The organism is Salinivibrio proteolyticus (assembly GCF_027286365.1).
Classification (GTDB): domain Bacteria; phylum Pseudomonadota; class Gammaproteobacteria; order Enterobacterales; family Vibrionaceae; genus Salinivibrio; species Salinivibrio proteolyticus.
Map to the genome: position 1 here is coordinate 555,832 of NZ_CP114585.1, position 25,054 is coordinate 580,885.

25 protein-coding genes are annotated in these 25,054 nt (G+C 49.8%); 13 read left to right on the forward strand and 12 right to left on the reverse strand.

What is annotated here, in order from left to right:
- Window positions 1-22 precede the first annotated feature (22 nt).
- Entirely contained in the window at window positions 23-913 is an 891-nt protein-coding gene (gene cysM / locus N7E60_RS16475; RefSeq protein ID WP_269599027.1) for a cysteine synthase CysM, read from the reverse strand.
- Between the two features lie 245 nt (window positions 914-1,158).
- Here cysM and cysP point away from each other — a divergent pair, with 245 nt between their 5' ends.
- From cysP to N7E60_RS16495, 4 genes are read left to right on the forward strand one after another with little or no spacing between them, the layout of a single operon-like run.
- The gene (cysP, locus tag N7E60_RS16480; protein WP_269598695.1) at window positions 1,159-2,163 is read left to right on the forward strand and encodes a thiosulfate ABC transporter substrate-binding protein CysP; all 1,005 of its coding nucleotides are present in this window, start codon (window positions 1,159-1,161) and stop codon (window positions 2,161-2,163) included.
- A 53-nt stretch (window positions 2,164-2,216) separates the two neighbouring features.
- Window positions 2,217-3,053 carry a sulfate ABC transporter permease subunit CysT gene (gene cysT, locus N7E60_RS16485; protein WP_408642361.1) on the forward strand — a complete coding sequence of 279 codons (837 nt, stop codon included), beginning with the start codon at window positions 2,217-2,219 and terminating at the stop codon, window positions 3,051-3,053.
- A 10-nt stretch (window positions 3,054-3,063) separates the two neighbouring features.
- Window positions 3,064-3,972, forward strand: coding sequence for a sulfate ABC transporter permease subunit CysW (cysW, locus tag N7E60_RS16490; RefSeq protein ID WP_269598697.1), 909 nt, complete (start codon window positions 3,064-3,066; stop codon window positions 3,970-3,972).
- A 4-nt stretch (window positions 3,973-3,976) separates the two neighbouring features.
- On the forward strand, window positions 3,977-5,104 hold the full coding sequence (locus N7E60_RS16495) for a sulfate/molybdate ABC transporter ATP-binding protein (RefSeq protein WP_269598698.1): 1,128 nt from the start codon (window positions 3,977-3,979) through the stop codon (window positions 5,102-5,104).
- Between the two features lie 3 nt (window positions 5,105-5,107).
- Here N7E60_RS16495 and N7E60_RS16500 read toward each other — a convergent pair whose 3' ends face one another.
- Together N7E60_RS16500 and N7E60_RS16505 are read right to left on the reverse strand one after the other, a co-directional pair.
- Window positions 5,108-5,770, reverse strand: a complete 663-nt coding sequence (locus tag N7E60_RS16500; protein ID WP_077772948.1) for a Qnr family pentapeptide repeat protein — start codon at window positions 5,768-5,770, stop codon at window positions 5,108-5,110.
- A gap of 185 nt (window positions 5,771-5,955) precedes the next feature.
- A complete protein-coding gene (locus tag N7E60_RS16505) occupies window positions 5,956-6,438 on the reverse strand; it encodes a GrpB family protein (RefSeq protein WP_269599028.1) in 483 nt (160 codons plus the stop codon).
- Between the two features lie 259 nt (window positions 6,439-6,697).
- Here N7E60_RS16505 and N7E60_RS16510 point away from each other — a divergent pair, with 259 nt between their 5' ends.
- Window positions 6,698-7,861, forward strand: coding sequence for a DEAD/DEAH box helicase (locus tag N7E60_RS16510; RefSeq protein WP_269598699.1), 1,164 nt, complete (start codon window positions 6,698-6,700; stop codon window positions 7,859-7,861).
- 67 nt (window positions 7,862-7,928) lie between these two features.
- Here N7E60_RS16510 and N7E60_RS16515 read toward each other — a convergent pair whose 3' ends face one another.
- Window positions 7,929-8,555, reverse strand: a complete 627-nt coding sequence (locus tag N7E60_RS16515; protein ID WP_269598700.1) for a DsbA family protein — start codon at window positions 8,553-8,555, stop codon at window positions 7,929-7,931.
- The gene (locus tag N7E60_RS16520) at window positions 8,549-9,418 is read right to left on the reverse strand and encodes an MBL fold metallo-hydrolase (RefSeq protein ID WP_269598701.1); all 870 of its coding nucleotides are present in this window, start codon (window positions 9,416-9,418) and stop codon (window positions 8,549-8,551) included. The genes N7E60_RS16515 and N7E60_RS16520 overlap by 7 nt, the downstream gene beginning before the upstream one ends.
- A gap of 167 nt (window positions 9,419-9,585) precedes the next feature.
- Here N7E60_RS16520 and N7E60_RS16525 point away from each other — a divergent pair, with 167 nt between their 5' ends.
- Window positions 9,586-10,488 (forward strand): LysR family transcriptional regulator, encoded by a 903-nt coding sequence (locus tag N7E60_RS16525; protein ID WP_269598702.1) that lies wholly within the window; start codon window positions 9,586-9,588, stop codon window positions 10,486-10,488.
- 42 nt (window positions 10,489-10,530) lie between these two features.
- On the opposite strand, the gene N7E60_RS16530 is transcribed toward N7E60_RS16525, so the two are convergent.
- From N7E60_RS16530 to N7E60_RS16555, 6 genes are all read right to left on the reverse strand, one after another.
- The gene (locus N7E60_RS16530) at window positions 10,531-11,010 is read right to left on the reverse strand and encodes a YaiI/YqxD family protein (protein WP_096632378.1); all 480 of its coding nucleotides are present in this window, start codon (window positions 11,008-11,010) and stop codon (window positions 10,531-10,533) included.
- 64 nt (window positions 11,011-11,074) lie between these two features.
- Window positions 11,075-12,172 carry an alpha/beta hydrolase family protein gene (locus tag N7E60_RS16535; RefSeq protein WP_269598703.1) on the reverse strand — a complete coding sequence of 366 codons (1,098 nt, stop codon included), beginning with the start codon at window positions 12,170-12,172 and terminating at the stop codon, window positions 11,075-11,077.
- A gap of 27 nt (window positions 12,173-12,199) precedes the next feature.
- On the reverse strand, window positions 12,200-12,958 hold the full coding sequence (locus N7E60_RS16540; RefSeq protein ID WP_269598704.1) for a MipA/OmpV family protein: 759 nt from the start codon (window positions 12,956-12,958) through the stop codon (window positions 12,200-12,202).
- Between the two features lie 75 nt (window positions 12,959-13,033).
- Window positions 13,034-14,323 carry a sensor histidine kinase gene (locus N7E60_RS16545; RefSeq protein WP_269598705.1) on the reverse strand — a complete coding sequence of 430 codons (1,290 nt, stop codon included), beginning with the start codon at window positions 14,321-14,323 and terminating at the stop codon, window positions 13,034-13,036.
- Window positions 14,320-14,994: a response regulator transcription factor gene (locus N7E60_RS16550; RefSeq protein ID WP_269598706.1), complete on the reverse strand. Its 675-nt coding sequence runs from the start codon at window positions 14,992-14,994 to the stop codon at window positions 14,320-14,322. The genes N7E60_RS16545 and N7E60_RS16550 overlap by 4 nt, the downstream gene beginning before the upstream one ends.
- Window positions 14,995-15,127: 133 nt before the next feature.
- Entirely contained in the window at window positions 15,128-15,817 is a 690-nt protein-coding gene (locus N7E60_RS16555; protein ID WP_269598707.1) for a type 1 glutamine amidotransferase domain-containing protein, read from the reverse strand.
- A gap of 243 nt (window positions 15,818-16,060) precedes the next feature.
- Between N7E60_RS16555 and N7E60_RS16560 the strand changes: the two genes are divergently transcribed.
- The 3 genes from N7E60_RS16560 (at window position 16,061) to N7E60_RS16570 (ending at window position 18,184) form a co-directional block, all read left to right on the forward strand.
- Entirely contained in the window at window positions 16,061-16,591 is a 531-nt protein-coding gene (locus N7E60_RS16560; RefSeq protein ID WP_269598708.1) for a copper resistance protein NlpE, read from the forward strand.
- Between the two features lie 352 nt (window positions 16,592-16,943).
- A complete protein-coding gene (gene tssD / locus N7E60_RS16565) occupies window positions 16,944-17,420 on the forward strand; it encodes a type VI secretion system tube protein TssD (protein WP_077641411.1) in 477 nt (158 codons plus the stop codon).
- A complete protein-coding gene (locus N7E60_RS16570) occupies window positions 17,411-18,184 on the forward strand; it encodes a DUF4225 domain-containing protein (protein ID WP_269598709.1) in 774 nt (257 codons plus the stop codon). The genes tssD and N7E60_RS16570 overlap by 10 nt, the downstream gene beginning before the upstream one ends.
- A 414-nt stretch (window positions 18,185-18,598) precedes the next feature.
- Here the strand turns inward: N7E60_RS16570 and N7E60_RS16575 are convergent, their stop codons facing one another.
- Entirely contained in the window at window positions 18,599-19,723 is a 1,125-nt protein-coding gene (locus tag N7E60_RS16575; protein WP_269598710.1) for an ISAs1 family transposase, read from the reverse strand.
- Window positions 19,724-20,234: 511 nt separating this feature from the next.
- Between N7E60_RS16575 and doeA the strand changes: the two genes are divergently transcribed.
- The 4 genes from doeA to N7E60_RS16595 all read left to right on the forward strand — a co-directional run bounded on the left by doeA (window position 20,235) and on the right by N7E60_RS16595 (window position 25,038).
- Complete coding sequence (gene doeA / locus N7E60_RS16580) at window positions 20,235-21,422, forward strand: ectoine hydrolase DoeA (protein WP_077641416.1); 1,188 nt, start codon at window positions 20,235-20,237, stop codon at window positions 21,420-21,422.
- 158 nt (window positions 21,423-21,580) lie between these two features.
- Complete coding sequence (gene doeB, locus N7E60_RS16585; protein ID WP_269598711.1) at window positions 21,581-22,576, forward strand: N(2)-acetyl-L-2,4-diaminobutanoate deacetylase DoeB; 996 nt, start codon at window positions 21,581-21,583, stop codon at window positions 22,574-22,576.
- A gap of 10 nt (window positions 22,577-22,586) precedes the next feature.
- A complete protein-coding gene (locus N7E60_RS16590) occupies window positions 22,587-23,078 on the forward strand; it encodes an Lrp/AsnC family transcriptional regulator (RefSeq protein ID WP_069587859.1) in 492 nt (163 codons plus the stop codon).
- A gap of 190 nt (window positions 23,079-23,268) precedes the next feature.
- A complete protein-coding gene (locus N7E60_RS16595) occupies window positions 23,269-25,038 on the forward strand; it encodes a PKD domain-containing protein (RefSeq protein WP_269598712.1) in 1,770 nt (589 codons plus the stop codon).
- The last annotated feature ends 16 nt before the right edge of the window (window positions 25,039-25,054 follow it).

Below are 25,054 nucleotides of genomic sequence, written 5' to 3' on the forward strand. Positions count from 1 at the left end.
TTTTATACCTGCTGATCAGCGTTTACGAAAACAGTCCCGACGACAAATAACGATCGCCGCGATCGCAAACAATGGCTACCACCACAGAGCCGGGTTCGGCTTTCGCGACTTGCAGGGCCGCAAACACCGCACCACCCGAGCTAACACCTGCACATATACCCTCTTCTCTGGCGAGGGCGCGCGCAGTCTCTTTCGCATCTTGCTCAGAAATGTCCATCACCTCGTCGATATGCTCGTCGGTATAAATGCCAGGTAAATACTCAGCCGGCCAGCGCCGAATACCAGGGATCGCACTCCCTTCGGTAGGCTGTAAGCCAATGGTTTTAATCGTGGGGTTTTGCGTTTTTAGGTACTTTGACGTTCCCACAATGGTGCCTGTGGTGCCCATGCTGGCGATAAAGTGGGTGATTTGTTGCTGGCTTTGTTGCCAAATTTCTGGGCCCGTACCCGTTAAGTGCGCCTGCCAGTTATCCGGGTTATTAAACTGATCCAACACTTTGCCCTTACCCTGTGCCTGCATGGATAAAGCTAAATCGCGTGCGCCTTCCATCCCCGCCGCTTGAGAGACGAGGATAAGCTCACTGCCATAGGCTCGCATGGCATCTTTGCGCTCCTGTGTGGCGTTTTCAGGCATGATTAAAATCAGTCGATAGCCTTTAATCGCCGCTGCCATCGCCAGCGCGATCCCAGTGTTGCCACTGGTCGCTTCAATCAAGGTATCGCCGGGTTGGATATCTCCCCGTACTTCTGCTTGCACGATCATATTAAGTGCGGGTCTGTCTTTCACCGAACCGGCCGGATTATTGCCCTCGAGTTTGACTAAAACAGTGCTACCTGTCGCTGCGGCTAGGCGCTGCAAGCGCACCAAAGGGGTCTGACCCACATAATTTTCAAGCGTGGGGAAATCAGCCACGTTGCTTACCTCTGCATGGTTCATGAATTGCCTGCCTAATGGGTGCTTTCAACACCGCGTAAGGCACTGTCTATCGACATATCCTACAAGGAGGCTATGTGCGACACGCAGACATTTTTTCACTAACATATACAAAATGGTTATAGTTAAACTATTTTTTATTCCCTTCGATTACTTTTATTCTGTGACCTATCCCAACTTTCTTTGCTGATAACAGCAACAAACGGCCATCAAGGATTTTTACAATGAAGGTATTCAAAACTCTGGCTCTTTCGGCTTTGCTTGCCACCAGCGCGGCGCCGGTATCTGCCGCCGAGCAAACCCTCTTGAATTCATCTTACGACATCGCACGGGAGCTTTTTGCTGATTACAATCCGCTGTTTGCGGCGCACTGGCAAGAAAAAACCGGAGAGTCGGTGACCATTAAGCAGTCGCATGGTGGATCCTCGGCGCAGGCACGCGCCATCATGCAAGGGCTGCAAGCGGATGTTGTCACCTTTAACCAAGTCACGGATGTGCAGGTGCTGTACGATCGTGGCAAGTTGGTCGACAAAAACTGGAAAGAGAATTTCCCCAACAGTAGCTCGCCGTACTACTCCACCACCGCGTTTTTGGTGCGCAAGGGAAACCCAAAGAATATTGAAAATTGGGATGATTTGGCCAAGGACGACGTTGCCTCTGTCTTCCCGAATCCAAAAACCTCTGGTAATGCACGTTATACCTACCTTGCCGCACTCGGGTATGCGCAAAAGGCGTTCGGAAAAGACAACACCGAGCAACAAGACCAATTTTTGAAACAGCTTCTCGCCAATGTGGCGGTGTTTGATACCGGTGGCCGCGGCGCAACCACCTCATTTGTTGAACGTGGCATTGGCGATGTGCTGGTCACCTTTGAATCAGAAGTCAACAATATCCGCCAGCAATATGGTAGCGACAAGTACGATATTGTGGTGCCTAAAACCTCGATTTTGGCTGAGTTCCCCGTCGCCGTGGTTGAGCGTAACGCCAAACGCAACGGCACCACTGAGTTGGCAACCGAGTATCTGTCTTACCTATACAGTGAAAAAGCACAGCGCTTATTGGCCGATTTTAACTACCGTGTCCATCACCCTGACGTGGTCAAAGACAATGCCGATCGTTTCCCTGAAGTCGAATTGCTGACCGTGGAAGCTATCGCAGGGAGTTGGGACCAGGCCATGAAAACGCACTTTGCCAGTGGCGGAAAACTCGACCAACTGCAACGCCGTTAATTCTTTCTAGGTATTGAGACGCTATGCCATCGCTATCGTATCAACGCCAATCGATGCCTTGGGCAGCACGTCAGCAGCGCGTGCTGCCCGGATTTGGCATCAGTTTAGGCGTATCTTTGCTGTTCATCAGCTTGATTCTGCTGTTACCGGCCAGCGGCCTTATCATGCAGACCAGCCAAATGACATGGCAAGAATACTGGTTTGCCATCACTGACCCACGGATTGTCGCCAGTTATAAAGTCACGGCCGGTGCGGCGCTGATTGCCTCATTATTAAACGGTGTGATTGGCCTACTCTTTGCGTGGGTGCTGGTGCGATACGACTTTGCAGGCAAACGCTTCGTCGATGCGCTGGTTGATTTGCCGTTTGCTCTGCCCACCGCCGTTGCCGGCGTCACGCTCGCCACCCTGTACGCCGATAACGGCTGGATAGGCAGTATGCTTGCCAACGTCGGTATCCAAGTTGCCTACACGCCGCTTGGGATCGTGATTGCCATGATGTTTACCAGCTTGCCGTTTGTGGTACGTACCGTCCAACCCGTGTTGGAAGAGATCTCCCAAGAGGAAGAAGAAGCGGGCACTGTGCTCGGGGCAAGTGACGGTGCGGTGTTTTGGCGGATTATTCTGCCGACCATCAAACCGGCGTTGTTAGTGGGTGTGGCCTTATCATTTACCCGCAGTCTGGGTGAATTCGGTGCGGTGATTTTTATTGCTGGCAATATGCCCTACGTCAGCGAGATCACATCGCTGATGATCTTTGTTCGCTTGCAAGAGTTTGATTTCCCAGCGGCGAGTGCCATTGCCTCAGTGATTTTGATGGCATCATTGTCGTTACTGTTTGCGATCAACCTATGGCAAGGTCGCTACTTAAAACGTATTCACGGTCGCTAAGGATAGCTTTATGACTCCCCACACTGCCCGAATCGGTGATTCTGTTTGGATCAAACATAGTTTGATTGGCTTAATGCTGATACTGGTTGCGCTCGTGTTGGTGCTTCCCTTATTGAGCATTTTTTCTATTGCATTTTCTGACGGTATTGGTACCTATTTTGAGCACCTTCTTGCCCCCGATACACGCCATGCGATTGGGTTAACGCTATTGGTTGCCGTTATCACGGTGCCGGTTAACTTAGTGTTTGGTGTCATGCTCGCATGGGCGGTAACTCGGTTTCAGTTCCCAGGCCGAAAACTGGTCACCACCTTGATTGACATTCCCTTCGCGGTATCACCTGTGGTCGCTGGTCTACTCTATTTGCTGCTGTACGGTAGTAACGGCTGGCTAGGCGCGTGGTTGTTTGAGCATGATTTACAAGTGATGTTTGCACTGCCTGGCATTGTTTTAGTCACCATTTTTGTCACCTGCCCCTTTGTTGCTCGCGAGCTTATTCCGCTGATGCAACAGCAAGGACACGCCGAAGAAGAAGCGGCGGTGATTTTAGGGGCGTCTTGGTGGCAACTGTTTCGACGCGTCACCTTACCCAATATTAAGTGGGCCCTGATATACGGGGTGATCTTGACCAATGCCCGGGCCATCGGTGAGTTTGGCGCGGTGGCAGTGGTGTCAGGTAGCATTCGTGGCCAAACCAATACCTTGCCTTTGCAAGTGCAGCTTCTGTATGAAGACTATCAAACCCAAGCCGCGTTCGCTTGTGCCTCTTTGCTTGCCTTTATGGCATTGGTAACGTTGGCGCTCAAAGCCTTAGTGGAGTGGCGTCAGCAACGCGCACAGACAAACATAACGCCGCTTGATGAGCACAGTGCGTCAACGCCAGCCCAATTTATCCCACAAACGACCCAGAGTGAGCAGTAACATAATGCAAATTCAATTAAACAATATCACCAAACACTTTGGCCAGTTTCAGGCACTTTCGCCGCTATCTCTCACCATAGAAAAGGGTGAAATGATGGGGTTACTTGGACCATCAGGTTCGGGAAAAACCACGTTACTGCGGATTATTGCGGGGTTAGAAAACAGCAATAGTGGCCAAATCCATTTTGGCGAACGCGATGTCACCCAGGTGCATGTTCGCGATCGACGCGTTGGCTTTGTCTTTCAAAACTACGCTTTGTTTAAACACATGACAGTCGCTGAAAACATTGCGTTCGGCTTACAAGTCATGCCGCGGCGCGAGCGCCCTTCAGCGGCCGCCATCACGCAACGAGTTAACGAGCTGCTCGAGGTGGTCCAGCTTGGTCATCTTCGCCAGCGTTATCCCGAACAATTATCGGGCGGACAAAAACAACGTATCGCTCTGGCACGTGCACTCGCGACGCAACCAGAAATTTTACTTTTGGATGAACCGTTTGGGGCATTAGATGCGCAAGTACGTAAAGAACTACGACAATGGTTACGACGCCTACATGATGAAATGGCATTCACTAGCGTGTTCGTCACTCACGATCAAGATGAAGCGCTGGAGCTATCCGATCGGGTGGTGGTGATGAGTAACGGGCAAATTGAACAAGTCGATAGCCCGGTTGATCTGTATGCTTCGCCGAAGAGTCGATTTGTGTTTGATTTTTTGGGGAACGTGAATGTCTTTTCCGGCCACTATCAGCAAGGCACGTGGCAAAATGGCAATGCCTTTATTCAACCCACACTAAACACGCACACCCAACAGTCAGGCAGTTTGTATGTACGCAGCCATGAGTTAACCCTGGCTGATAAACCCAATAGCCAACTCTCGCTGCCCATGCGTGTGGTCTCTATCAACCCGGTCGGCGCCGAGGTGCGGGTATCACTCGCCCCACAAGGTTGGGAAAGTGAACAACTATGGGAAGCCACCCTAACCCATCATGCGTGGCAAGCCGCACCGTATCAAAAGGGCGATACCGTGTATGCGATGCCGCACCGTGGATACTTTTTCAACGGCACAGACACCGAGCCGCACCGCCTTAATTGGCCATTCTTAGCGGCCGATAGTTTGGTGTATGATATTTAACCATTAGCGCGCATCCGGAAAAACAATCAGGCCTAAGCTTTCAAGTAGCTGAGATTGTTGCCAATCGGCGATTTTCACGCCCGACAGATCCACCTTGCGTGGATCTAGGCCATCAATCTCAGCGTGACATAAATTAGCGCCTTGTACGCTAAACTGCCCCCATACATCGGACGAGAAAACACCGCCACTCAGATCGGCTTCTTTCAATGATGCACCTAAAAGATGGGTTTCTATCCAACGGTTTTCAAACAGTTCGCACTTTTCTAAGCACGCTTGCGCAAGGTTGGCATAAGACAAGTTACAGCCGGTGATAAACGCTGAGCAAAAGTACACCCGATGGCTGACTTGATTGGCAAAGTTTGCGCGGGAAAAGTTCGCGCCCTTCAGATCGCATTCTCTCATCTCAATGCCGTAACAATTGGCAAAACTAAAATTGGCCATCGCCAATAGGCATTGCTGAAAACTGGCATCACGAAGGTTAGCAGCGGTAAAGTGGCACCCTTCGATATCGCCCTGTTCGATAAATTTGCAACGCTTAAACGTCACATCGCGAAGGTTAGCGCGGGTAAAGTCACAACGGATAAAGGTACAGTCTTTAAATTCGAGCTCACTGAGATCTTGGTGAGAAAAGTTCTCTTGGTGAAATGTCTGGTTATGTGTCTTCATATCATTCCCTCAATCAATGCGCCGCTAGGCTAACAACATAACCCTTTGAAATCACGAAAATAAAATCTTTCACAATCAGGACCTTACAACCCCCTTATTTTGCCGATTTAAAGGGGTAAACTAGCCTCAGAGAAAGCGTAAGAGGTACAGTTAGAACACGGCAACGATAAAAAAAGTTTTTCGCCTCACAGACCGGCTGACGAAGATAGCACCTGCTCCACAAACCTCGCTTTTCTTTCCCGATAGTCGTCTTGCTCAAACCCTTCACAGGCGCGTTTAAGCGCATTGTAGGTGTGAACCAGTTGTGGGTTAGCGCGCAGCGTGTCTCGAAAGGTCAGAAAGTCTTCGAACTCAGAGCCATTGGCCACCACTTGCAACGCAACATCGTCATCCTGTTTGGATTCCAACATACACAGCTCGGACGTCCGTAACGTATCTTGCTTTTCTTGAAAGCCCAACTCAACTAGCCGCGCCACAGCCTCTTCATGCTGTAAGGCAGGTACACCAACAAAAATATCGAGATCGCCTTTCGATATTGCTGAAGGGATCGACGACGCGCCAATGTGCTCGACTCGCGCTTCAGGAAGTTGGTGTTGGATAGCCACTCGCCATTGATTGAATAATCGCTCGCACGCAGGTTGGTATTGGTCAGCAGCATAAAACTTCATCATGTCAGTGTTCGATATCCTTTTCGAAAACGCATCATACCGCGGAGAGCCAGCGTACTCTTTGCCGTGACCATCTAGCCTCTCGAGATGTAAAAACTTTAATATATTGATAAAGCGAGCTTTTGTCACCGAAACAGCCAAGAAACTACCCGCCGACAGATTTTGCGTCGTGCTACTGTAAGGTTCGTGCTAGACTCCACGCCATTCAGTGTGTCTGGGCGGTAACACAGTCACACGCTTCTTGTTTGCTGAGTCTGTTATGCCATTTAAAAAACTAGGGTTAAGCGCCCCGCTTTGCCAAGCCATTGCCCAACGCGGCTTTATCACGCCAACGTCTATTCAAGCGAAAGCGATTCCGATCATCCAACAAGGGCATGATCTGATTGCCGCGGCACAAACAGGCACCGGAAAAACCTCGAGTTTTATCTGGCCTATCATCGATAAATTATCTGCCGGTGAAGCTGGGCGCAAAAAACGCGCTCGCGCACTCGTCATCGCCCCCACTCGTGAGCTCGCCCTGCAGGTGGCTGAGAGCGCACGTCAAGACAGCCAGTTTACGGCGCTAAAAACCTTGGCGATGGTTGGCGGTATGGACGAGCAAGCACAAAAGCAAGCCTTGATCGACGGCGTCGACATTTTGGTCGCCACCCCGGGACGTCTACGCGATTTACTCAGCCAACGTGCCGTTTATCTAGATGAAGTGGAAGTGCTGGTGCTGGATGAAGCCGATCGCATGCTCGATATGGGCTTTATTGATGCAATTCAAAACATTCTCGACCGCTTACCGGCAAGCACGCAATGCCTGCTTTTTTCTGCCACCTTGTCTAATAAAGTGCGTGATCTGGCCAAAGCAACCATTGGTGATGAAGGCAAAGAAATCAGTATTGCTGCACGAGATGCCTCGAAAGACAATATTACTCAGTGGTGCATTCCAGTCGATAAAGATAAGAAATCCGCACTACTTAGCCATTTAATTAAAGAGAATGGCTGGACGCAAGCGTTGATTTTTATCGAAACCAAACACGGCGCCGCTAAACTCGCTACCCAGTTGGAAAAACGGGGCATTACCGCTGAAGCGTTTCACAGTGGACGCAGCCAAGCTGTACGAACCCAATTGCTAGAAGACTTTAAAAACGGTGACATCCAATTTTTAATTGCGACCGGTGTCGCCGCGCGTGGTATTGACATTGAGTCGCTTGAGCGCGTGGTCAATTACGATCTACCCTTTCCCGCCGACGAGTACGTACATAGAATTGGCCGTACCGGCCGTGCCAGTGCTCAAGGCGAAGCGATTTCATTGGTCTCAAAAGACAACACCAAAAACTTGCGCATGATTGAAGCACGTCTCGGGCATCCACTTGAACGTCACATCATCGAAGGCTTCGAGCCCAAAAAACCGGTGCCGCTGACTGCGCCCAAATAAATGGTACGCATACAATGATCGCAATAAAAACGGCGAGCTTTATGCTCGCCGTTTTCGTTTGTTTGCTTTATGCCTGAGTCAGTGTTTTCCACAGCGCCTGCCATGCGTCTGGGCGACGATAGTATTGGCTCACTGTAATGACTTGCCATTGACCGTTTTGCTCCACCAGCATGGATGGAAAACCGCGTAAGCCATGCGCTGCCATCAATTGACGGGTTTGATTCACCGCGGGCATCACGTCATTTTCGGCGCCTTTCATCGCCTGTTGCCAAGCCTCTGCCTCTATCCCCATCTCACTGGCAAGCTCTGCAAGCGTGTCAGCGTCATAGACGGAGCGACCTTGTTGATAATGGCCCCGCTGGATACGTTTCAGCATCTCTGCACCCTTACCATCAAGCTGCTGAGCAGCGAGAATAGCTTGCGCGGTCATAAAGGAGTCCAAAATTACCGGCTGATCGCTTGCTACGCGGTCAAGATAGGCTTGACCAAATGTCTGTCCGGTTTGATCGGCAATGGTTTGATCTGCTGCCAAAATGTGTTGACGAAAGCTGTCTTCAATCGGCGCACGCTCACGCATACCACCTGGATGAAGCTGCAAGTTAATCTCAGGGTTGTTGCTTAGACTTTCAATCAAGGTGGCGGCGCCGAAGCACCAGCCACACATTGGGTCAAAAACATAGTGGACGTTTACCATTCCATCTCTCCCATATGTACTTTGGCACCAATTTCCAAAGCCATCGGCAAACCCGCTTTCGGGTATTTCGCTTGCAGGGTTTTAATCAGCTCAGCACTGTCTTTGCTGTTTGCTTTCGCCTCGGCAAAGTCTTGCAAATACTGCTGGGCAAAGGTAATGGTGTTAGCGTTTAGTGCCGTGCCCGCGGTCATGTGTCCTGGGATCACGACTTTAGGCTTCAGTGCTGCCATTTCTTCTAGCTGTGCGGCCCAACTTTCACGCGCTTGGTCAGATTGTGCGTCTGCCATCCACAGGTGAACATTGCCATACACGGCGACGTTACCAAGGATCGCCTTGTTGGCTGGGATCCATAGATACGGACGGTGCGCAAATTCGCCTTTCGCGCCACGAATTTCAATTTTACGGCCGTCCAGTGTCAATGATGAACGGGTATAAGCTGCCGGCACCACGGGGTTTTGCGGGGCATTGCCACCCATTTTTGGGGTCCAAAATGCCATTTTTCCATCCAGTTTTTCTGCAATGGTGGCGCGTACTGCCGGTGTGGTGATCACTTTTGCATCAGGGAACATGCCGTGCAGCACTTCCGCCCCAAAGTAGTAATCTGGGTCGGCTTGGCTAATAAAGATAGTGGTTAGCGCTTTCCCAGAGTCCAGCACTTTAGCGGCAATACGTAGCGCGTCTGCTTTAGTAAAGCCCGTATCGACCACCATGGCTTCGGTTTCGCCATACACCAAGGTTGAGTTTACGTGGAAGCTGTTACCATCCGCGTTATACACGTCTAGGTTCAAGGGTTCAGCATTATTTGCTGCCATTGCGCTACCGGTCAGTAATAAAGAGGCAGCTAGGGTTTTTATCAATTTCATCGTCATGCTCCATTGTTTGCATTCGGTGTTGAGATGCTGTGCAGTTTACGGGCTCGACTTGTTCAGATATACAGCTAATAATTTACATCATTATTTCATAATTCGAGCACATAGACTGATCGTACCGTGTTACGAACGGCTAGCTCTTAAGCATAGATGAGATTGACATGGATACACTGACTGCCGCCCGCGTATTGATTGATGTTGCCCTTACGCAAAGTTTCACCGCCACTGCCGATCGGCTCGAGATGTCGCGCCCCATGGTGACTCGCCATGTCGAAGCGCTGGAAGACTGGTTAGGCGTACGCTTATTGCAGCGCACCACGCGCAAAGTATCGTTAACCTCCGCCGGCGAGCAAAGCTTGCCACAACTGGAACAATGGGTTGAGCAAGCCAATGCCCTGACACAGCAATGGCAGCAAGGTGCGGGCTTAACTGGCAAAGTGCGGGTGGCGACCAGTATGTCGTTTGGTTTTGCGCAACTGATCCCAGCGGTAAAGCCCTTTATGGACTCTCATCCCGGGGTCGATGTGGATATTGAGGTGCAGGATAAAGCGGTCGATTTGATTGCGGAACGGGTTGATATTGCCATCCGCATTGCGTCCAACCCCGAACCTTCCCTAATTGGTCGCCCGATCGCCGCGTGTGATTCCGTCTTGGTGGCGGCACCGGATTATTTAGCCGCCCATACACCAATCCACTCACCGGAGGATCTCACCGCGCATAGCTGTCTCAGTTACAAACAATTTGATCGGCCAATTTGGCATTTAGACAAAGGTGAGGAACACGCCGCAGTTGAGGTGCAAGGTAAGCTGTCTGCTAACGAGGCGACCACCTTACTCAGTGCCGCCATTCAGGGCATGGGCGTGAGCATGCAGCCAGTGTATTTGGCGCATAGTGCCATTGCGCGAGGTCAGCTGGAAGTGGTGCTCCCCGATTGGCAACCCAAAGCGATGGATATCTACGCCTTGTACCCGTCACGTCGCAATCAACCACCGGCGGTGCGTGCATTGCTAGATGCGCTGATTGCCCACTTCGCAGATAGCGAGTGGGCACCGGTTGCTATTTAGCCAGCAGAAAAAATTGAGTGATGAGAGAAAAAGCGGGCCGGCTTAATCAGACGATTTTGCTTGCGCGGCATGATAACGCTGCGCTTTAACCAGCCATTTATCAAGCTGATTGGCAAAGGCTTGTTTTTGCTGCGGACCAAGCGGAGCAGGCCCGCCGGTGTGCACGCCGCTACTGCGCATGGTTTCCATAAAATCACGGATATTAAGCCGAGCACGGATGTTTTCTTTGGTCAGCAATTCACCGCGGGTGTTAATCACTGTCACGCCCTTTTCAATCACTTCATCCGCCAGCGGAATGTCTTGGGTGATCACCAGGTCGCCCGCTTCTGCCTCGGCAACAATTTGGTTGTCCGCCACATCAAAGCCCTTTTCCACCTGACGTGCGCTGGCATAGGGCGACGGCGGTAAACGAATAAACTGGTTGGCAATAAAGGTGGCTTGAATGTGTGTTCGGTGTGCCGCGCGGACTATCATCTCGCGCATTGCGACCGGACAAGCGTCCGCATCTACCCATATTTGCATGCTGGTTCTCTTAGCGTTAGCGTCAATGCCTGCATTAAACCCCAATTCACCGCAAAATGAAACGTTACCCCCGCGTCGTATTCGTGTTTAGCTCAGGCACGCAGATATTAGTCAGCCGTGACCGCCCACTCTCAAACTGTGCTAACCAAGCCGTTAAGCATGGCATCACACCATCGGCGAACGCTGCCTCCCCCTGCCACCAAATCCGTGCCAGTGTTAACCAGCGGTGACGCTTACTGTGCGCATTGGCGATGTTGTCGGTGCGCAGTAGTCTGTGATCGGCATGTTCAAACACACGCACGTGATAAAAAGGCAGCGGCGCGTTAGCAAGCAGTTTATGATAGGTTGAAGCGGTTTTATCCGAATCGACATAAGCATCCTGCGCACCAAACAACGCTAATATGGGCACGTCGAGATCGGTAAAATCCGCGGTCACATCCGAGGCCCAATTACGTTGTACAAATTGCCAAAAGGCCTCGCTCATGGGCGCTTTGTCATCCTGATTTATATGGTCTAGATACTGCTGATACGACGCGCCGGATTGAATCAAGGTATCCACTTTCTCCTCCGCGGCTTGCTCAGTCGCACTCTCTGACTCACTGTATCCGGTGGCTAATCGCCGTTGACGTCCAGAATACTGGGATTGCGCCATCCAGTTGACTGCCCCGCCGACACTGATCAAAAAGTCGATGTTTTCGACTTGGTGCGCCACCTTAGGGATCACCCAACCGGCTTGGCTAAAGCCCATCAACCCCAGCTTGCCATCCTTTAGCCCCAAAGTTTGGCGCAAATAGCGAATCGCCGCCGCGACTTCATCGGCCCGATCTTGCATCGATTGCGACCGCCAATCCCCGCTGGAATCCCCCACGCCCGGCTTATCCCAAGACAACGCACACCACCCATGCGCCGCTAACACTCGCCAAAGTGGGAGGTAATAGCCAAACGCATCGGTCGGCACGTCACCAGAGCCATGCACAAACACCACACACTGATGTGGCGTCTCAGTACCCAAAGGTAAAATTAACTCACCGGCGAGCTGATTATCGCCAGCGTTAAAGTGAATGGCTTGACGCTTAAGCCCCGCATTTGGGTCATCCATGGCTATCACCACAAACGCGCCTATCAGCACCAGCGCTATCAAACCTCGCTTCAGCCACTTCATCCCCTTTCTCCCTCCACCCCATTACCGCTAAAAGGTGTATAAATAGCCGGTATTGAACGACCAAAGATCGTCTCTATCAACAATCGGGCTGTCTGATACCTCATCGCCATAGTGGCGATAACTCACCCCTAACAAAAGATGATGCGCACGGCCAAGCGTGTAATAGAGGTTGAGATCAGATTGAAGCATGCAGGTTTGGTCAGGTTGATAAGTGGCTCGACCGGCTTTAGCCTCTTGGGCTGACACGCCAACGTAATAACGACTCACCGCGCGACCCACACAAGTCAGTGACACTTGAGGGTCAAGCACCCACGGGCCTTGTTCTATCGGCGCGCCATAGCGGGCCACTACCGCACCACTGTTATGATTATCTGAGATATCATGATGGTAGCCGAGCTCAAAATAGCCCACCGACGTTATCCAGCCGGTAGTTAGATTAGCGGTATATACCTTATCGAGACTTTTCATATCCTTGAGGGTTTTGCTGTCACCGCGGGTGTGGTCGCCAAACACATCGTCGCCCACGCCTGCCGACACATACCAGCTGTCGCCCTCGGCAAGATACACACCTAGGGTATCGTTACGATAAAAAATTCCCTCCCATTGCGCCTCAACCACCAGCTCAATGTCTTGGTCATCTTCACCGTCTATATAAATCGACGGCTTGGTATAGCCGACCAGGCCGACGGTCAGATAATTATCTCCAGACACGCTGTCGGTTTGCGCGTGTCCAACCCAAGGCACCAAGATCAAAACTAAACAGATAAGCGTAGCAAATGGATTCACCGGCGATTCTCCATAATGGCGAAATAGTAACTGAGAGTTCGCCCTTATCTTGAAACAACCGGTATTAAGAAAACCTTAAGACTCTCCCGTCATTTTGTGCGCGGCTTCCCAATTGATAACCGCCCTCGCCATCTGATCGTCGCACTGAAATTCAAAATGCCAGTTAAGCTGTCCGGCAATGCGCTCAACAAGCTGTAGGCCTAGACCAAATCCGATCTGATTCTCGTCCACGTCTGAATCAATAGGGTTGGCAATCGAAAACTGCCCGTTGGTGATCTTAATCTCAATGACGCCAGACGCGCTGTAGGTGAGCGCATTGCGAATCAGGTTGGTACTCGCAATACGAAACAATTCCCTCTCGATAGAAATAGGATCACTTTGATTGTCAATATGGACAGTCACTGGCTTATACGCAGCAAGATACGCCAGCTCATCCACGAGGGTTGCGCACAGCGAGCCAAGATCGACCTTTGATTGGCGAACCTTATCCGGATGTTGCCGTGCCAGCCAAAGCAGTGATTCAGACAGCGCCATCATATTGACGTTGGCACGCAAGGCGCGCTGCAAGGCCGGATAACTGGCATCCTTTTCACCGATGCGTAGTGACAAGGTATCCAAGGAAGCCTGCATAATCGCCAAGGGCGTGCGCAGCTCATGGCTGGCATGCTTTAAAAACTGCTGCTCCCGTTGGTTATGCTCACGCACCTGTTGCAGCGAGGCCATTAAGTGGTCGGCGATTTGGTTAACTTCACGGACCGAAAAGCGCACATCGATAGCTTGATCAGGGTGTGTTTTTACTCGCGCCGACCATGCCACCAACTCTTTAAGTGGCTTCAATGCATTGTTGAACAACAGCCCAATCACGGTGACAAGCACCAGCATAAAAGCGGCAATTAACACGCTGGCATCGGCCAAAGAGCGCTCGACAATCATGGCGGCTAATGCCTCGATTTTTTCAGCCGCTTCAAATTCGACCAAGTATAACCCTTGCGATAGGTGCTCGCCGGAGTACACCAAATAGCCATACTCACGTGCTCCACTATCGTTGATACGCTGAATTTCTATCGGATCATCGGGTAGTATCGGCTCCGAGGAAAACAAATCACGCACCGATTTTGGGATAGCCTGCCAATCTCGATACGCACTGACAGTGTCGCTTTGGGGCAATGGATAGTTAGGATCGGCGGCCAACTTTTGCTCGAGCTTGATAGCATCGAGTCGCATGTAGTTTTTGCCTGCCTGACTGATTTGATAAAAACTAAACACGGTGACAAGCGCCAACAACCCGATAAAGATCGCCCCCGCCATCAACAAAAGCTGGCGACGCGATTGTGCCGCGAGGCTTCGAACAGGACTTTGGCTCATACCGGCGCGGCTTCAGAAAGAGACAAACCAATGCCGACATGGGTGTGGATCAGCGTTTTTGCAAACGGCTTATCAACCACTTTACGCAAATGGTGGAGATGCACGTTAATGGTTCCTTGGCGCACATCCTCGCTAGCCCAAATCGCTTCTTCAATGTCGCTTTTGGACACCACAGTGGGTGAGCGGCGCGCTAACAACAATAAAATATTCCAACCGATAGGGGTCAATTTAAGCGGCGTGTCACCGCGCGACGCGATATGCTCTTTGGGGTAAATCGTCAGATCAGCGATGGTAATACACTCTCGCACCGGTTGATGACGCCGATGCAAGGCCTGTAAGCGGGCGAGCAACAAAGGCATGGTGCAAGGTTTGACCACATAATCATCCACACCAGCACGAAAACCCTCAAGCTGGTCAGTGTCCGCGCCGCACGCGGTCAGCATTAACACCGGGGTATCAATGCCCTGCTCACGCAGCTCACGACAAACCGCCATACCCTGTGTTTTGGGCAGCATGTTATCGAGAATCACACAATCAAACGTCTGCTGGCTGGCAAGCTGAATACCGGTTTCGCCGTTATAAGCAAAATCACAGTCGATATTATGCAGCTCTAAGTATTCTGAAATCGCTAAGCTGAGATCGTGGTCATCTTCAATGATGAGTATTTTCATGCGGCGTGCTCTTCTATCCGTGTCGTTTTTAATCTACACGAATCCACTGGATAAAATACACCCCACTCTCTTGATCTCGCCCAATACAAAAAAAGCGCCCGCAGGCGCTTTCATCGAGAGACTATCATGTGACTTACTTTAACAACGCCAATACCGCGTTAACACACGCTTCAGACGACACCGGATTTTGCCCTGTCACCAAGTTGCCATCAGTAACCACATACGAGGTAAAGTCATCCGCTTTTTCATAAAGACCGCCGTTTTCTTTGAGCATATCTTCGACCAAAAAGGGGACTACCTCGGTTAAGCCAACGGCAGCTTCTTCGCTATTGGTAAAACCAGTAACCCGTTTGCCTTTCACCAGTGGCTCGTCACGATCTGAACGTGTATGGCGGAACACAGCAGGGCCGTGGCATACCGCACCAACGGGTTTGCCCTGATAGTAGAAAGTCTCAATCAGCTGACGGGAGGTCGGATCTTCCGCTAAGTCCCACAATGGGCCATGACCACCGGGATAGAAAATCGCGTCGTACTCGTACGCATTCACATCGCTCAGCTTAACGGTGTTATTAATCATATCTTGCAGCTCAGCATCGCCATCAAAGCGTCGAGTGGAGTCTGATTGCGCATCTTCCGCTTCGCTGTTTGGGTCAATCGGTGCCGTTCCCCCTTTAGGGCTCGCAACCACAACGGTTGCCCCTGCATCTTTAAACGCGTAATAAGGGGTGGTGAACTCTTCAAGCCAAAAGCCTGTCTTGTGTCCCGTCTCGCCCATGGCATCGTGAGATGTCAGCACCATCAAAATTTTGTGTTGTTGCATCATCGCTCCTTGTTGTTTGACGCGTTCATTGACTGCTTTGCTATTCGGCAACCTTGTTACTAACGAAGTAAATCCCAGTTTTGATCAGTTGACGATTTCTTTACTTTCATCGAATAACATTGACTTAAGCCTAGCTTAACAATGACACCCCCCTCCTGTCTGCCGCTACAATGAGTACATCCATTAAGGGCAACGCCCTCATCACGTTTAAAGTAATCATGCATCTAACATGCAAAAGAGGTCATCATGAAAAAGGCATTTGTACTAGCACCACTCGCTCTTGTCGCTGTTTTAGTGGGCTGTGAGCAACAAGCCAATGACAAACCAGCAACCGAGACGCAAGTTGAAAGCGCAGTAGAAAATGTTCAAGCTGGCGCAGAACAAGCGATGGATAGCGCCGAGAATGCGGTTAATGCAGCAGGCGACGCTGTCAACGAGATGGTTGATCACCACAATGCAAAACTATCACTGGATTGGAATGGCACGTATCAAGGTGTCGTCCCCTGTGCAGATTGTGAAGGTATCGAAACCAGCCTCACGCTGAATGACGATAACACCTACGTATTAACTAAAACCTATCTTGGTAAAGAAGGTGAGGCACTAAAAGAGGAAGGGACTTTCACTTGGGGCGACATGGGTACCATCGTCACCCTCCAAGGCCTAACCGACACGCCCAATCAGTTCTTCGTGGCAGAGAACCAAATCATCATGCTCGACATGAACGGTGAGCGTATCAACGGTGATTTGGCCGACATGTACGTGCTGAAAAAACAATAATCTAATGAGGGCCTGTGATATGCTATTCTACCACATAGTACAGGCCCTCTATGCGGTTATCTACGGGTTTAAAGAACTCAACTATTATGGCTTAAATTATTGATCTCTTGGTCTAAGGGTTGTATTACTACACACACCTCATCTCTTTCCCGTTTGTTAAGTGAATATTGTCACCGAAATACCCACCACGTTCAGACAGTTCAATATGAACTAATTTAACACCTTGATTTTACAATTAATCTACATTCACTCACTCAAATGAGAGATTGATTCCAGAAAGTCCTTTGCTTTTATTTCTGTCCAATCAAAATTGATATATTCGGCGAATAAATAGCTAGGCTAGGAGTAAAATGTGGCCCATACCGCATACATAAAGATGATTGGAGAAACGCAAGGCTGTATCACCCAAGGTTGCAATACCGATGACTCTATCGGGCGAAAAGCGCAGATTTCACATACGGACGAAGCAACCGTTTTAGCCTGCAACTACTCGCTAGAAAAAGAAGCGGACCAAGTCAGAAAAACTCTCAGTGCTTTAACCATCACAAAGCCGATCGATAAGGCCTCCCCTCTTCTTGGACTTGCTTTTTCAAAGCAAGAAAAGATTCAGTGTGAGATAAGGTTTTACAGAACCAATGATAAAGGCCACAACGAAAATTACTACACCATTGAATTAGTTGATGCCGTTATCGCACACCTGTCGTTTAACCAGCCTCACGTCCTTATTTCCGGCGATGAAGATATGTCCGAGGATATTGCTCTTCGGTATAAAGATATCGTCTGGAAGCATAATATTACTGGTACCCAAGGCTACGAACGATGGGAGTAAGATCTAAGCCCTCGTCTTACGACATTGCCGTTGTTAAAAAAGCTGGCAAAGGGTTAACCATGCAAGCTACAAGCCTCGCTAATCGTCACATTCGAAGTGGGGTTTTGAAGAATCAATTCGTCAGAGATATTGATCGGTTTGAACAGTGCTTGGTTAATGACGTTGAGCGGGGCAAGAAAACCAAAGAGCAAGCTCTTACCGAAATGAAAAGAGAGCAATCTAGCTTAATGGAGCAGTCTTCGTTAATTGCCTCAAAAGGAATAGGCACTATTGCTGGTGCCATGCAAGTTGCCGCGGGTGGAGCAATATGTATTTACTCTGCCGCATCATTATGCTCGATCGGCGCATTGTTGGTGGCTCATGGGTTTAACAACATGTATGAAAACGGTAAATATTTTGTAGATGGCGACGAAGATGCGACTGGCTTGGTTCGTGAAGCTTATCAAGGTGCCGCCGAATTTGCAGGATATCCTAAAAGCTATGGAAACATGGCCTACTACGGTGTAGATTTGGCCTTGTCGGGCTATGGAATGGTAGCAAAAACAACCACAGTAAAAGATGCCGACAAGGCTTATCAAATACTATCAAAGGGCACATCCCAGACTTGGGCTAAGAGCAGAAATGCTAAACGATTTAAGCTATTTCGATATAGCTCTGAGGATTACCTGAGAGGTTATCAAGCCGCGAAGAAGAGCTCTCTCGCTACAGAAGTTGTTGCTGACGGTTTGACTATTAATGCTTTGCATGGAGAGGTTTCTAAGTGATTGAAAAATCTGTTTTCGTGCTAACTTCCATTGTGCTTGTTTATTTCTTAAAGAAATTTAATTCATTGCCGTCCGAAAAAATAGTTTTCTTTTCCAAGTATGCACTAATGCTCATTAGCGCAGGTCAATATATGTCGATATTTTTTTATGGTGGCAAGGTCAAAGGAGGTTACGATGCCGGAGACATACTTTTTTTCAACGACAAGATAGTAGACGCTCTCCAGCTGCCTAGTTACATACAATTTTTTGCCTTAGCAATTGGTCTTTACCTCTGTATATTTTGTCACCCTAAGCACAAGAAAAACGTGTAAAGCATCCCATGCTTTGACAAGTCGGTTATTCATAGCCGGTTTTCTTAAGGAATAAAAAGCCCCGATCCGGTTAAGATCAGGGCCAGGGCGAGATTACGTATGCTCAAATTTCAGTCAACCCTTTGATTCCTGCCAGTATAACTTGCTCTAAATAAAAAACATTCATCGAGGCCATCTTCTGCTTGCGTCTAATACTTGCCTTTTTGCTGCTCTCTAACCGAAGCATATTAAGAGCCATGTGACGCACGCCAGCGAGAATCTCCGCCGCATGACCACGATAAATTTGGCACGCATCCTCATTCATGGTCACATCGAGAATCCAGTGGAGTCGGTTTTCTATCTCCCAATGACCACGAACTGCCTCGGCAAATCGTTCCGGTGTCAGTGTCGCTGAACTAATGTAATAGCGATATTCCAGTGATTCTTCCCCCTTTGAGTCTATGCGATAGCTGATAGCAACACCGACAGTTTGAAGCGCTTGCCAATCCGGGAAATCTATTGCCAGTTTCTGCGCTGGCATGACGTAATATTCGCGTGCTTCGATGCGTCCATGCCCGTGCTCAATGTCGCATTCTGGGCTTATTTTAACTAACGGTGCCAGGGCTTTTTGAACCGCTTTCTCCAAGCCTTTTTGATTGCCTTTGACTGCGAGTAAATAGTCGCCACCTTGCTCAACAACTTGCTTGGCGATACCTGTTTGGCAACCCATAGCATCGATGGAAACCAAGCATCCCTTGATGTCCAACAGGTTGATGAGTTCGGGTATCGCTGTGATTTCATTCGACTTGTCTAGAGTCTTAACCTGGCCCATTACCACGCCATTCGCTGTCGCAAAGGCACTGACCATGTGGAGAGTGGATTGCCTATCTTCTCGGTTATAGGAGCTACGGAGCACCTTCCCGTCGATAGCAATCAGAGCGCCGTTAGCGTGCACGTTGACGGCCTGCATCCATTTCAAAAAACAGTCCTGAAACTGGTCAGGTTCGATGGAAGAAACCACTCTGGCAATCGTGTCATGAACGGGAATGCCTTGAAGGAACAAGCCTTTATCTTGCAGCCAATCAAGGTGTGCTTCGCCAAAGTCTTCAATATCTTCCCACCCCTCCATACCAGCAATGGTGGCGCACACCGTTAGGAATAAGATATCGAACAAAGGGTACGAAACTTTGGCTGATTGTCGTGTGTCTTGGATAACAGAAAAGTACTGAGAAAAAGCATCGATGGACATCGTGGACTCCCGTCAAAAAGGGAGTATATGATCACAGCGATAAGTGATCGTCAAACTGATCTATTTTGCTCAAAATTCGTTCGTGATCTTGCCCTGAGGATAACGTGTTACCTAGACTATTCATGATCTGTTTCCGCGTATGTCGACATCCCTTCCCACACCTTCTCGTTTCGCTCCAACACTTAACTGTCCGCACAAATTGGCAGTTTAGTGACAAAATTGTTTCTAACAAAACTTGACGATATTTCACTCTATGGTGTAACTCTTAACTAGAGGCGAAACAAAACCTTATCCTGTTGTGGAGAGCTGTGCGCCATTGTCAATAGATTAGACAATGAAAATCAGAGATGTACAGCCGCACACACAAGCGAGCCTCCTCCGTTTGTTCGATAACAAGACCGAAAAACGGCACCTTTCTGTACCGGTAATCGCCTTTGATCCAAGTTCGATTACCGGTCAGTAGTACGTTTTAGTAGCGCCACAGTCGTGGTATTGGACAGGAGTCATGCGTATGAGCGACGTTGTATTGAAGTTTTCATACGAAGAATACAGCGCCCGTTTAGCGAAGGTTCGCTATGCAATGGAAGAGCATGAGATCGATACCTTGTTGGTCCATGACCCTTCTAACATGGCATGGTTAACAGGCTACGATGGCTGGTCATTTTATGTGCCTCAATGTGTTGTGATCGGCGCGACAGGCGACCCTCTTTGGTTTGGTCGCATTCAAGACGCCAATGGTGCATTACGCACTGTCTACATGAGTGCAGAATGCATCACTTATTACCCTGACCACTACGTGATGAATCCCCCGCTCCACCCTATGGAGTACTTGTCTAACTATGTACTCGCTGAGCGTTACTGGGATCGCGGACGCATTGGTGTTGAGAAAGACAACTATTATTTCAGTGCCACCGCGTTTGAATCATTAAAAGAAAATCTCCCGATGGCCACCTTGGTCGATGCGACTGGGTTGGTCAACTGGTGTCGTGCGGTGAAATCCGATCAAGAGCTAACCTATATGCACACCGCCGCTCGCATTGTAGAAAACATGCATCGTGTGGCCTTTGAAATGATTGAACCCGGTTTACCCAAACACCTACTGGTGGCCGAGATTAATAAGCATGCGGTAGTCGGTCATGACGGTCACTTCGGTGACTACTCAGCCATCGTCCCCATGCTACCCTCTGGTGGTGATGCCGCCGCCCCTCATCTCACATGGGATGATCGTCCGTTTAAACGGGGAGAGGGCACCTTTTTTGAAATTGCCGGCGTACATCGTCGTTATCATTGTCCGCTCTCTCGTACCATTTTCTTGGGCGAACCGGGTTATGAGTTCCTACGTGCGGATGAAGCTTTGCAAGCCGGTCTTGAAGCTGGACTCGCCGTCGCCAAGCCCGGTAATACCTGTGGCGACATTGCCAATGCGCTCAATGATGCGTTGTTGCGCTATGGATTTGACCGAGAAGGCGCACGGTGTGGATACCCGATTGGGCTGAGCTACCCACCCGATTGGGGAGAGCGCACCATGAGCTTACGCCCCAGCGATCAAACCATTTTGCGTGAGGGAATGACGTTCCACTTTATGCCGGGATTGTGGATGAAAGATTGGGGGATGGAAACCACAGAAAGCATTGTGATCACCCGAGATGGTGCGCAAACACTGTGTGATTTGCCCCGTCAGCTTTTTATCAAGCATTAGCGGCATCTATCGATAAAATCAATCAGGGCACAGCCATTGTGCCCTTTTCTATTCAGCCAAGTGGGTATTTTTGGCTACACTGATAAAGTGATGATTTAACATCAAACTTTGCTGCGACAAGCCGTATAACATGCCAAGACACATCACAAGGAGAGGTTATGGAACCTACCGCGATTGAAGCCACCGTCGATTTCCATGCCGATGGCGTGCAGCACGGCTTCCTAAAACTGCCTCACTCGCACGACCAGTCTGCTTGGGGCTGTGTCACCATCCCCATTACCGTGATCAAAAACGGCGAGGGAAAAACCGCACTGCTGACCGGCGGTAATCATGGGGATGAATATGAAGGTATCACCGCGCTACTCAATACCTGTCATCAACTGATGCCAAGCGATATTAAAGGGAGAGTGATTATCTTACCCATGATGAACGCACCCGCAGTAACCGCAGGCACGCGCACATCACCTTGGGATCAAGGCAATATGAATCGCGCCTTTCCCGGCTCGCCCACTGGCAGCGTCACCGAGCAGATCGCGGATTACTTCACTCGGTATTTAATCCCACAGTGTGATACTGCGCTTGATATCCATTCTGGTGGAAAAACCTTGGATCTTATTCCCTATGCCGCGTCTCACCGTTTAGAAAATATACAACAAGCGGAAGCTTGTGCAGAGGGCGCGCGCTTATTCGGTGCTCCCTATCAAGTGCAAACCACCGAGATGGACGCCACCAGCATGTACGACACCGCAGTAGAGCAACAAGGCAAGATTTTCGTTACCACTGAGTTAGGTGGCGGTGGCACCAGCACACCGGAATCGATCGCAATCACCCAGCGTGGTATTCATAATTTCTTGGTCTTTTCTGGCGTGTTGCAAGACGACTATCGCCATCCCCGTGTACCTCCCATCGCACTGGAGTTGCCTGACAAGCATTGTTACGTCCAAAGCGAACATGCCGGCATCATTGAATTCTGTGTTCACCTCGGCGATCCCATCAAACGTGGTGATTTGATCGGCAAAGTGCATAACATCGAACGGACAGGAACAGAGCCCGTCCCTTACTATGCCGAGCGTGATGGCATTTTGCTGGCTAAGCGCCACCTCGGTCGTATTTACATGGGCGATACCTTTGCCGTCATTGCTGAGCCTGTTTAGTGGAGGTGCCATGAAGTTAGACAAATTTGATATAAAAATCCTTCAAATCCTCCAGCAAGATGGAAGGATCACCAAGTCTAACCTTGCCCAAGCGATCAATTTATCGGTCAGCCCATGTTGGGAACGTGTCAAACGCCTCGAGCAAGCAGGGATCATTGAAGGTTATGGCGCGCGGATTAACCCTGATGCGGTAGTGAAGTTAAATACCGTGTTAGTCGAAATCACGCTTGGTCAGCACGATGTTGACAGCTTTCAACGCTTTGAGCGCGCCATGCAAGCCTGTGAAGATGTGAAAGAGTGCTGGGCCACAGGTGGGGGGATAGACTATATTGTTCGGCTTGGGGTGACCGATATAGACTACTACCAACGGCTTATCGATAACTGGCTGACTGACAATTTAGGCATAAAACAGTACTACACCTATATCGTCACCAAGCAAGTCAAACGCCCTGCGTTGACGTTACCACTCGAAACACCGGATATCGCCGCCAATAACTATTGATAAAAATATAATTTAGCGAGTCTTTCCGGACTAATGTTTAACTTTTTAGAAACATAAAAGCAACTTTTTCATGATTACTTGATAAGTCTATCATTCTAGACATAGCGATTACACGACTCACGTCGGCTTAACTAGCCTCTATCGGGAAGACATTGATGTCTTACTCACTCACTGTAGATAGAGGATAATAATGAATAAGTCAGTTATGCTATCCGTCAGCGTTGCGCTTCTTAGCGGCATGGCGCTCCCCGTATCAGCGGCAGACACACTTCCAACTCCCGCTCCCATTAACATCGCAAGCCAGTACAGTCTCCAAGCCGATTTAGCGCCTCCAAAAACATTTCGTGCTACCGCACTCGGTGAAACGTATCAAAACAGCATAAAAATACATCAAGCAGACGCCGCCTTCGTCAAGGTACATTTCGCACAGTTTTCACTGCCTGATGGCGCTTATGTCGATGTGACAAGCGCCGATGGGACTGAGAGCTACCGCTATAGCAATCAAGCCAATGGCAAGCGCACATTTAATTCCACTCAGGGTGACGACGGTGTGACACAGTTTTCGGCCATGTCCGTCCACGGCGACACCGCAATTGTGACGCTCGTCCTTCCCACAGGCACCCAATGGCAACCTCAGCATGCGCTACGTGTCGATCGTTACCAAGCGGGCAATCCGGAAAACCTGATGGAGGCAGCCCAAGACGTGGGCACGCTATCGACGTGCGGAATCAACGAGCGTAAAGATGTGGCATGTTGGCAAGATAGCCATCCAGAGGAATATGAACGCAGTCGCCCTGTCGCACGCTTGCTTATGAATGGCAGTGGCTTGTGTACTGGCTGGCGCGTAGGGCCTGATAATCATATGTTCACCAACAATCACTGTGTTGAAAGCCAGTCTGAGCTGACTAGCACGGAAATATGGTTTAATTATCAGCGTCCAAGTTGTGGCAGCGGCACCATCAGTGACATCGTTAAAGTCACAGGGGATCAGCTACTCAAAACCGATTATACCCTCGACTACACCCTGTTCAGCGTCAATGACTTCGCGCGAATTGCCCAGTTTGGTTATATGGGTCTTGATGTACGCATGCCACAAGTTGGCGAAACCATCTTTATTCCTCAACACGGCGCCGGTAACCCGAAAGAGCTTGCCATTGAAAGTGACCAAAACAATGGTGGGATTTGCCAGATTGATGTCGCAGCTACCAATGGCCGAGGCACAAATACAGATGCGGGTTACTTCTGTGACACCACAGGCGGTTCATCAGGTTCTCCGGTGCTGGCAAGCAGCAGCCGCAACGTGATTGCCCTCCACCATTTTGGTGGTTGTGAAAACCAAGGGGTACGGATTGATAAGATCTGGCCGCAAGTCGCCAGTGAGTTTAATAATGTTCCACCACAAGGGGATCATCAAGCCGGTGGCGCGCCTATGGCGGTCTTCAACGGTCAATGTACTGCACTTGGCTGTGCGTTTGATGCCAGCGGTGCAAGCGACACAGACGGGCAAATCGTGAGCTATCAATGGGATTTCGGTGATGGCTATCAAGGTAGCGGTGTCACTGCATCCCATCAGTACGGCACCGCAGGCACCTATTCCGTCACCCTCACGGTGACCGATGATCAAGGCCTTACCAGCTCTGCGAGTAAAAGTTTCACGGTGGGCAGTGACAACGACTACCCTAAAACCGATCTCAGTGGCGCTAGCAGCAGTTGGCAGCATTTCGTATATACCGCACCGCAAGCGGGCACTGCCACCATTCGTATGTATGGCGGAACCGGCGATGCGGATTTATACGTTGAAAAGGGCACCAAGCCAGATCTCAACCAGTTTAGCTGTCGCCCTTACACCAGTGGTAACAATGAAACCTGCAGCCTTGATGTCAACGCGGGCGATGAAGTGTTTATTGGCATTCGAGCCTACCGTGCCTTTAGTGGCGTCACCCTCGATGTAAACCAGTAATCACTCCTTCCTTAGG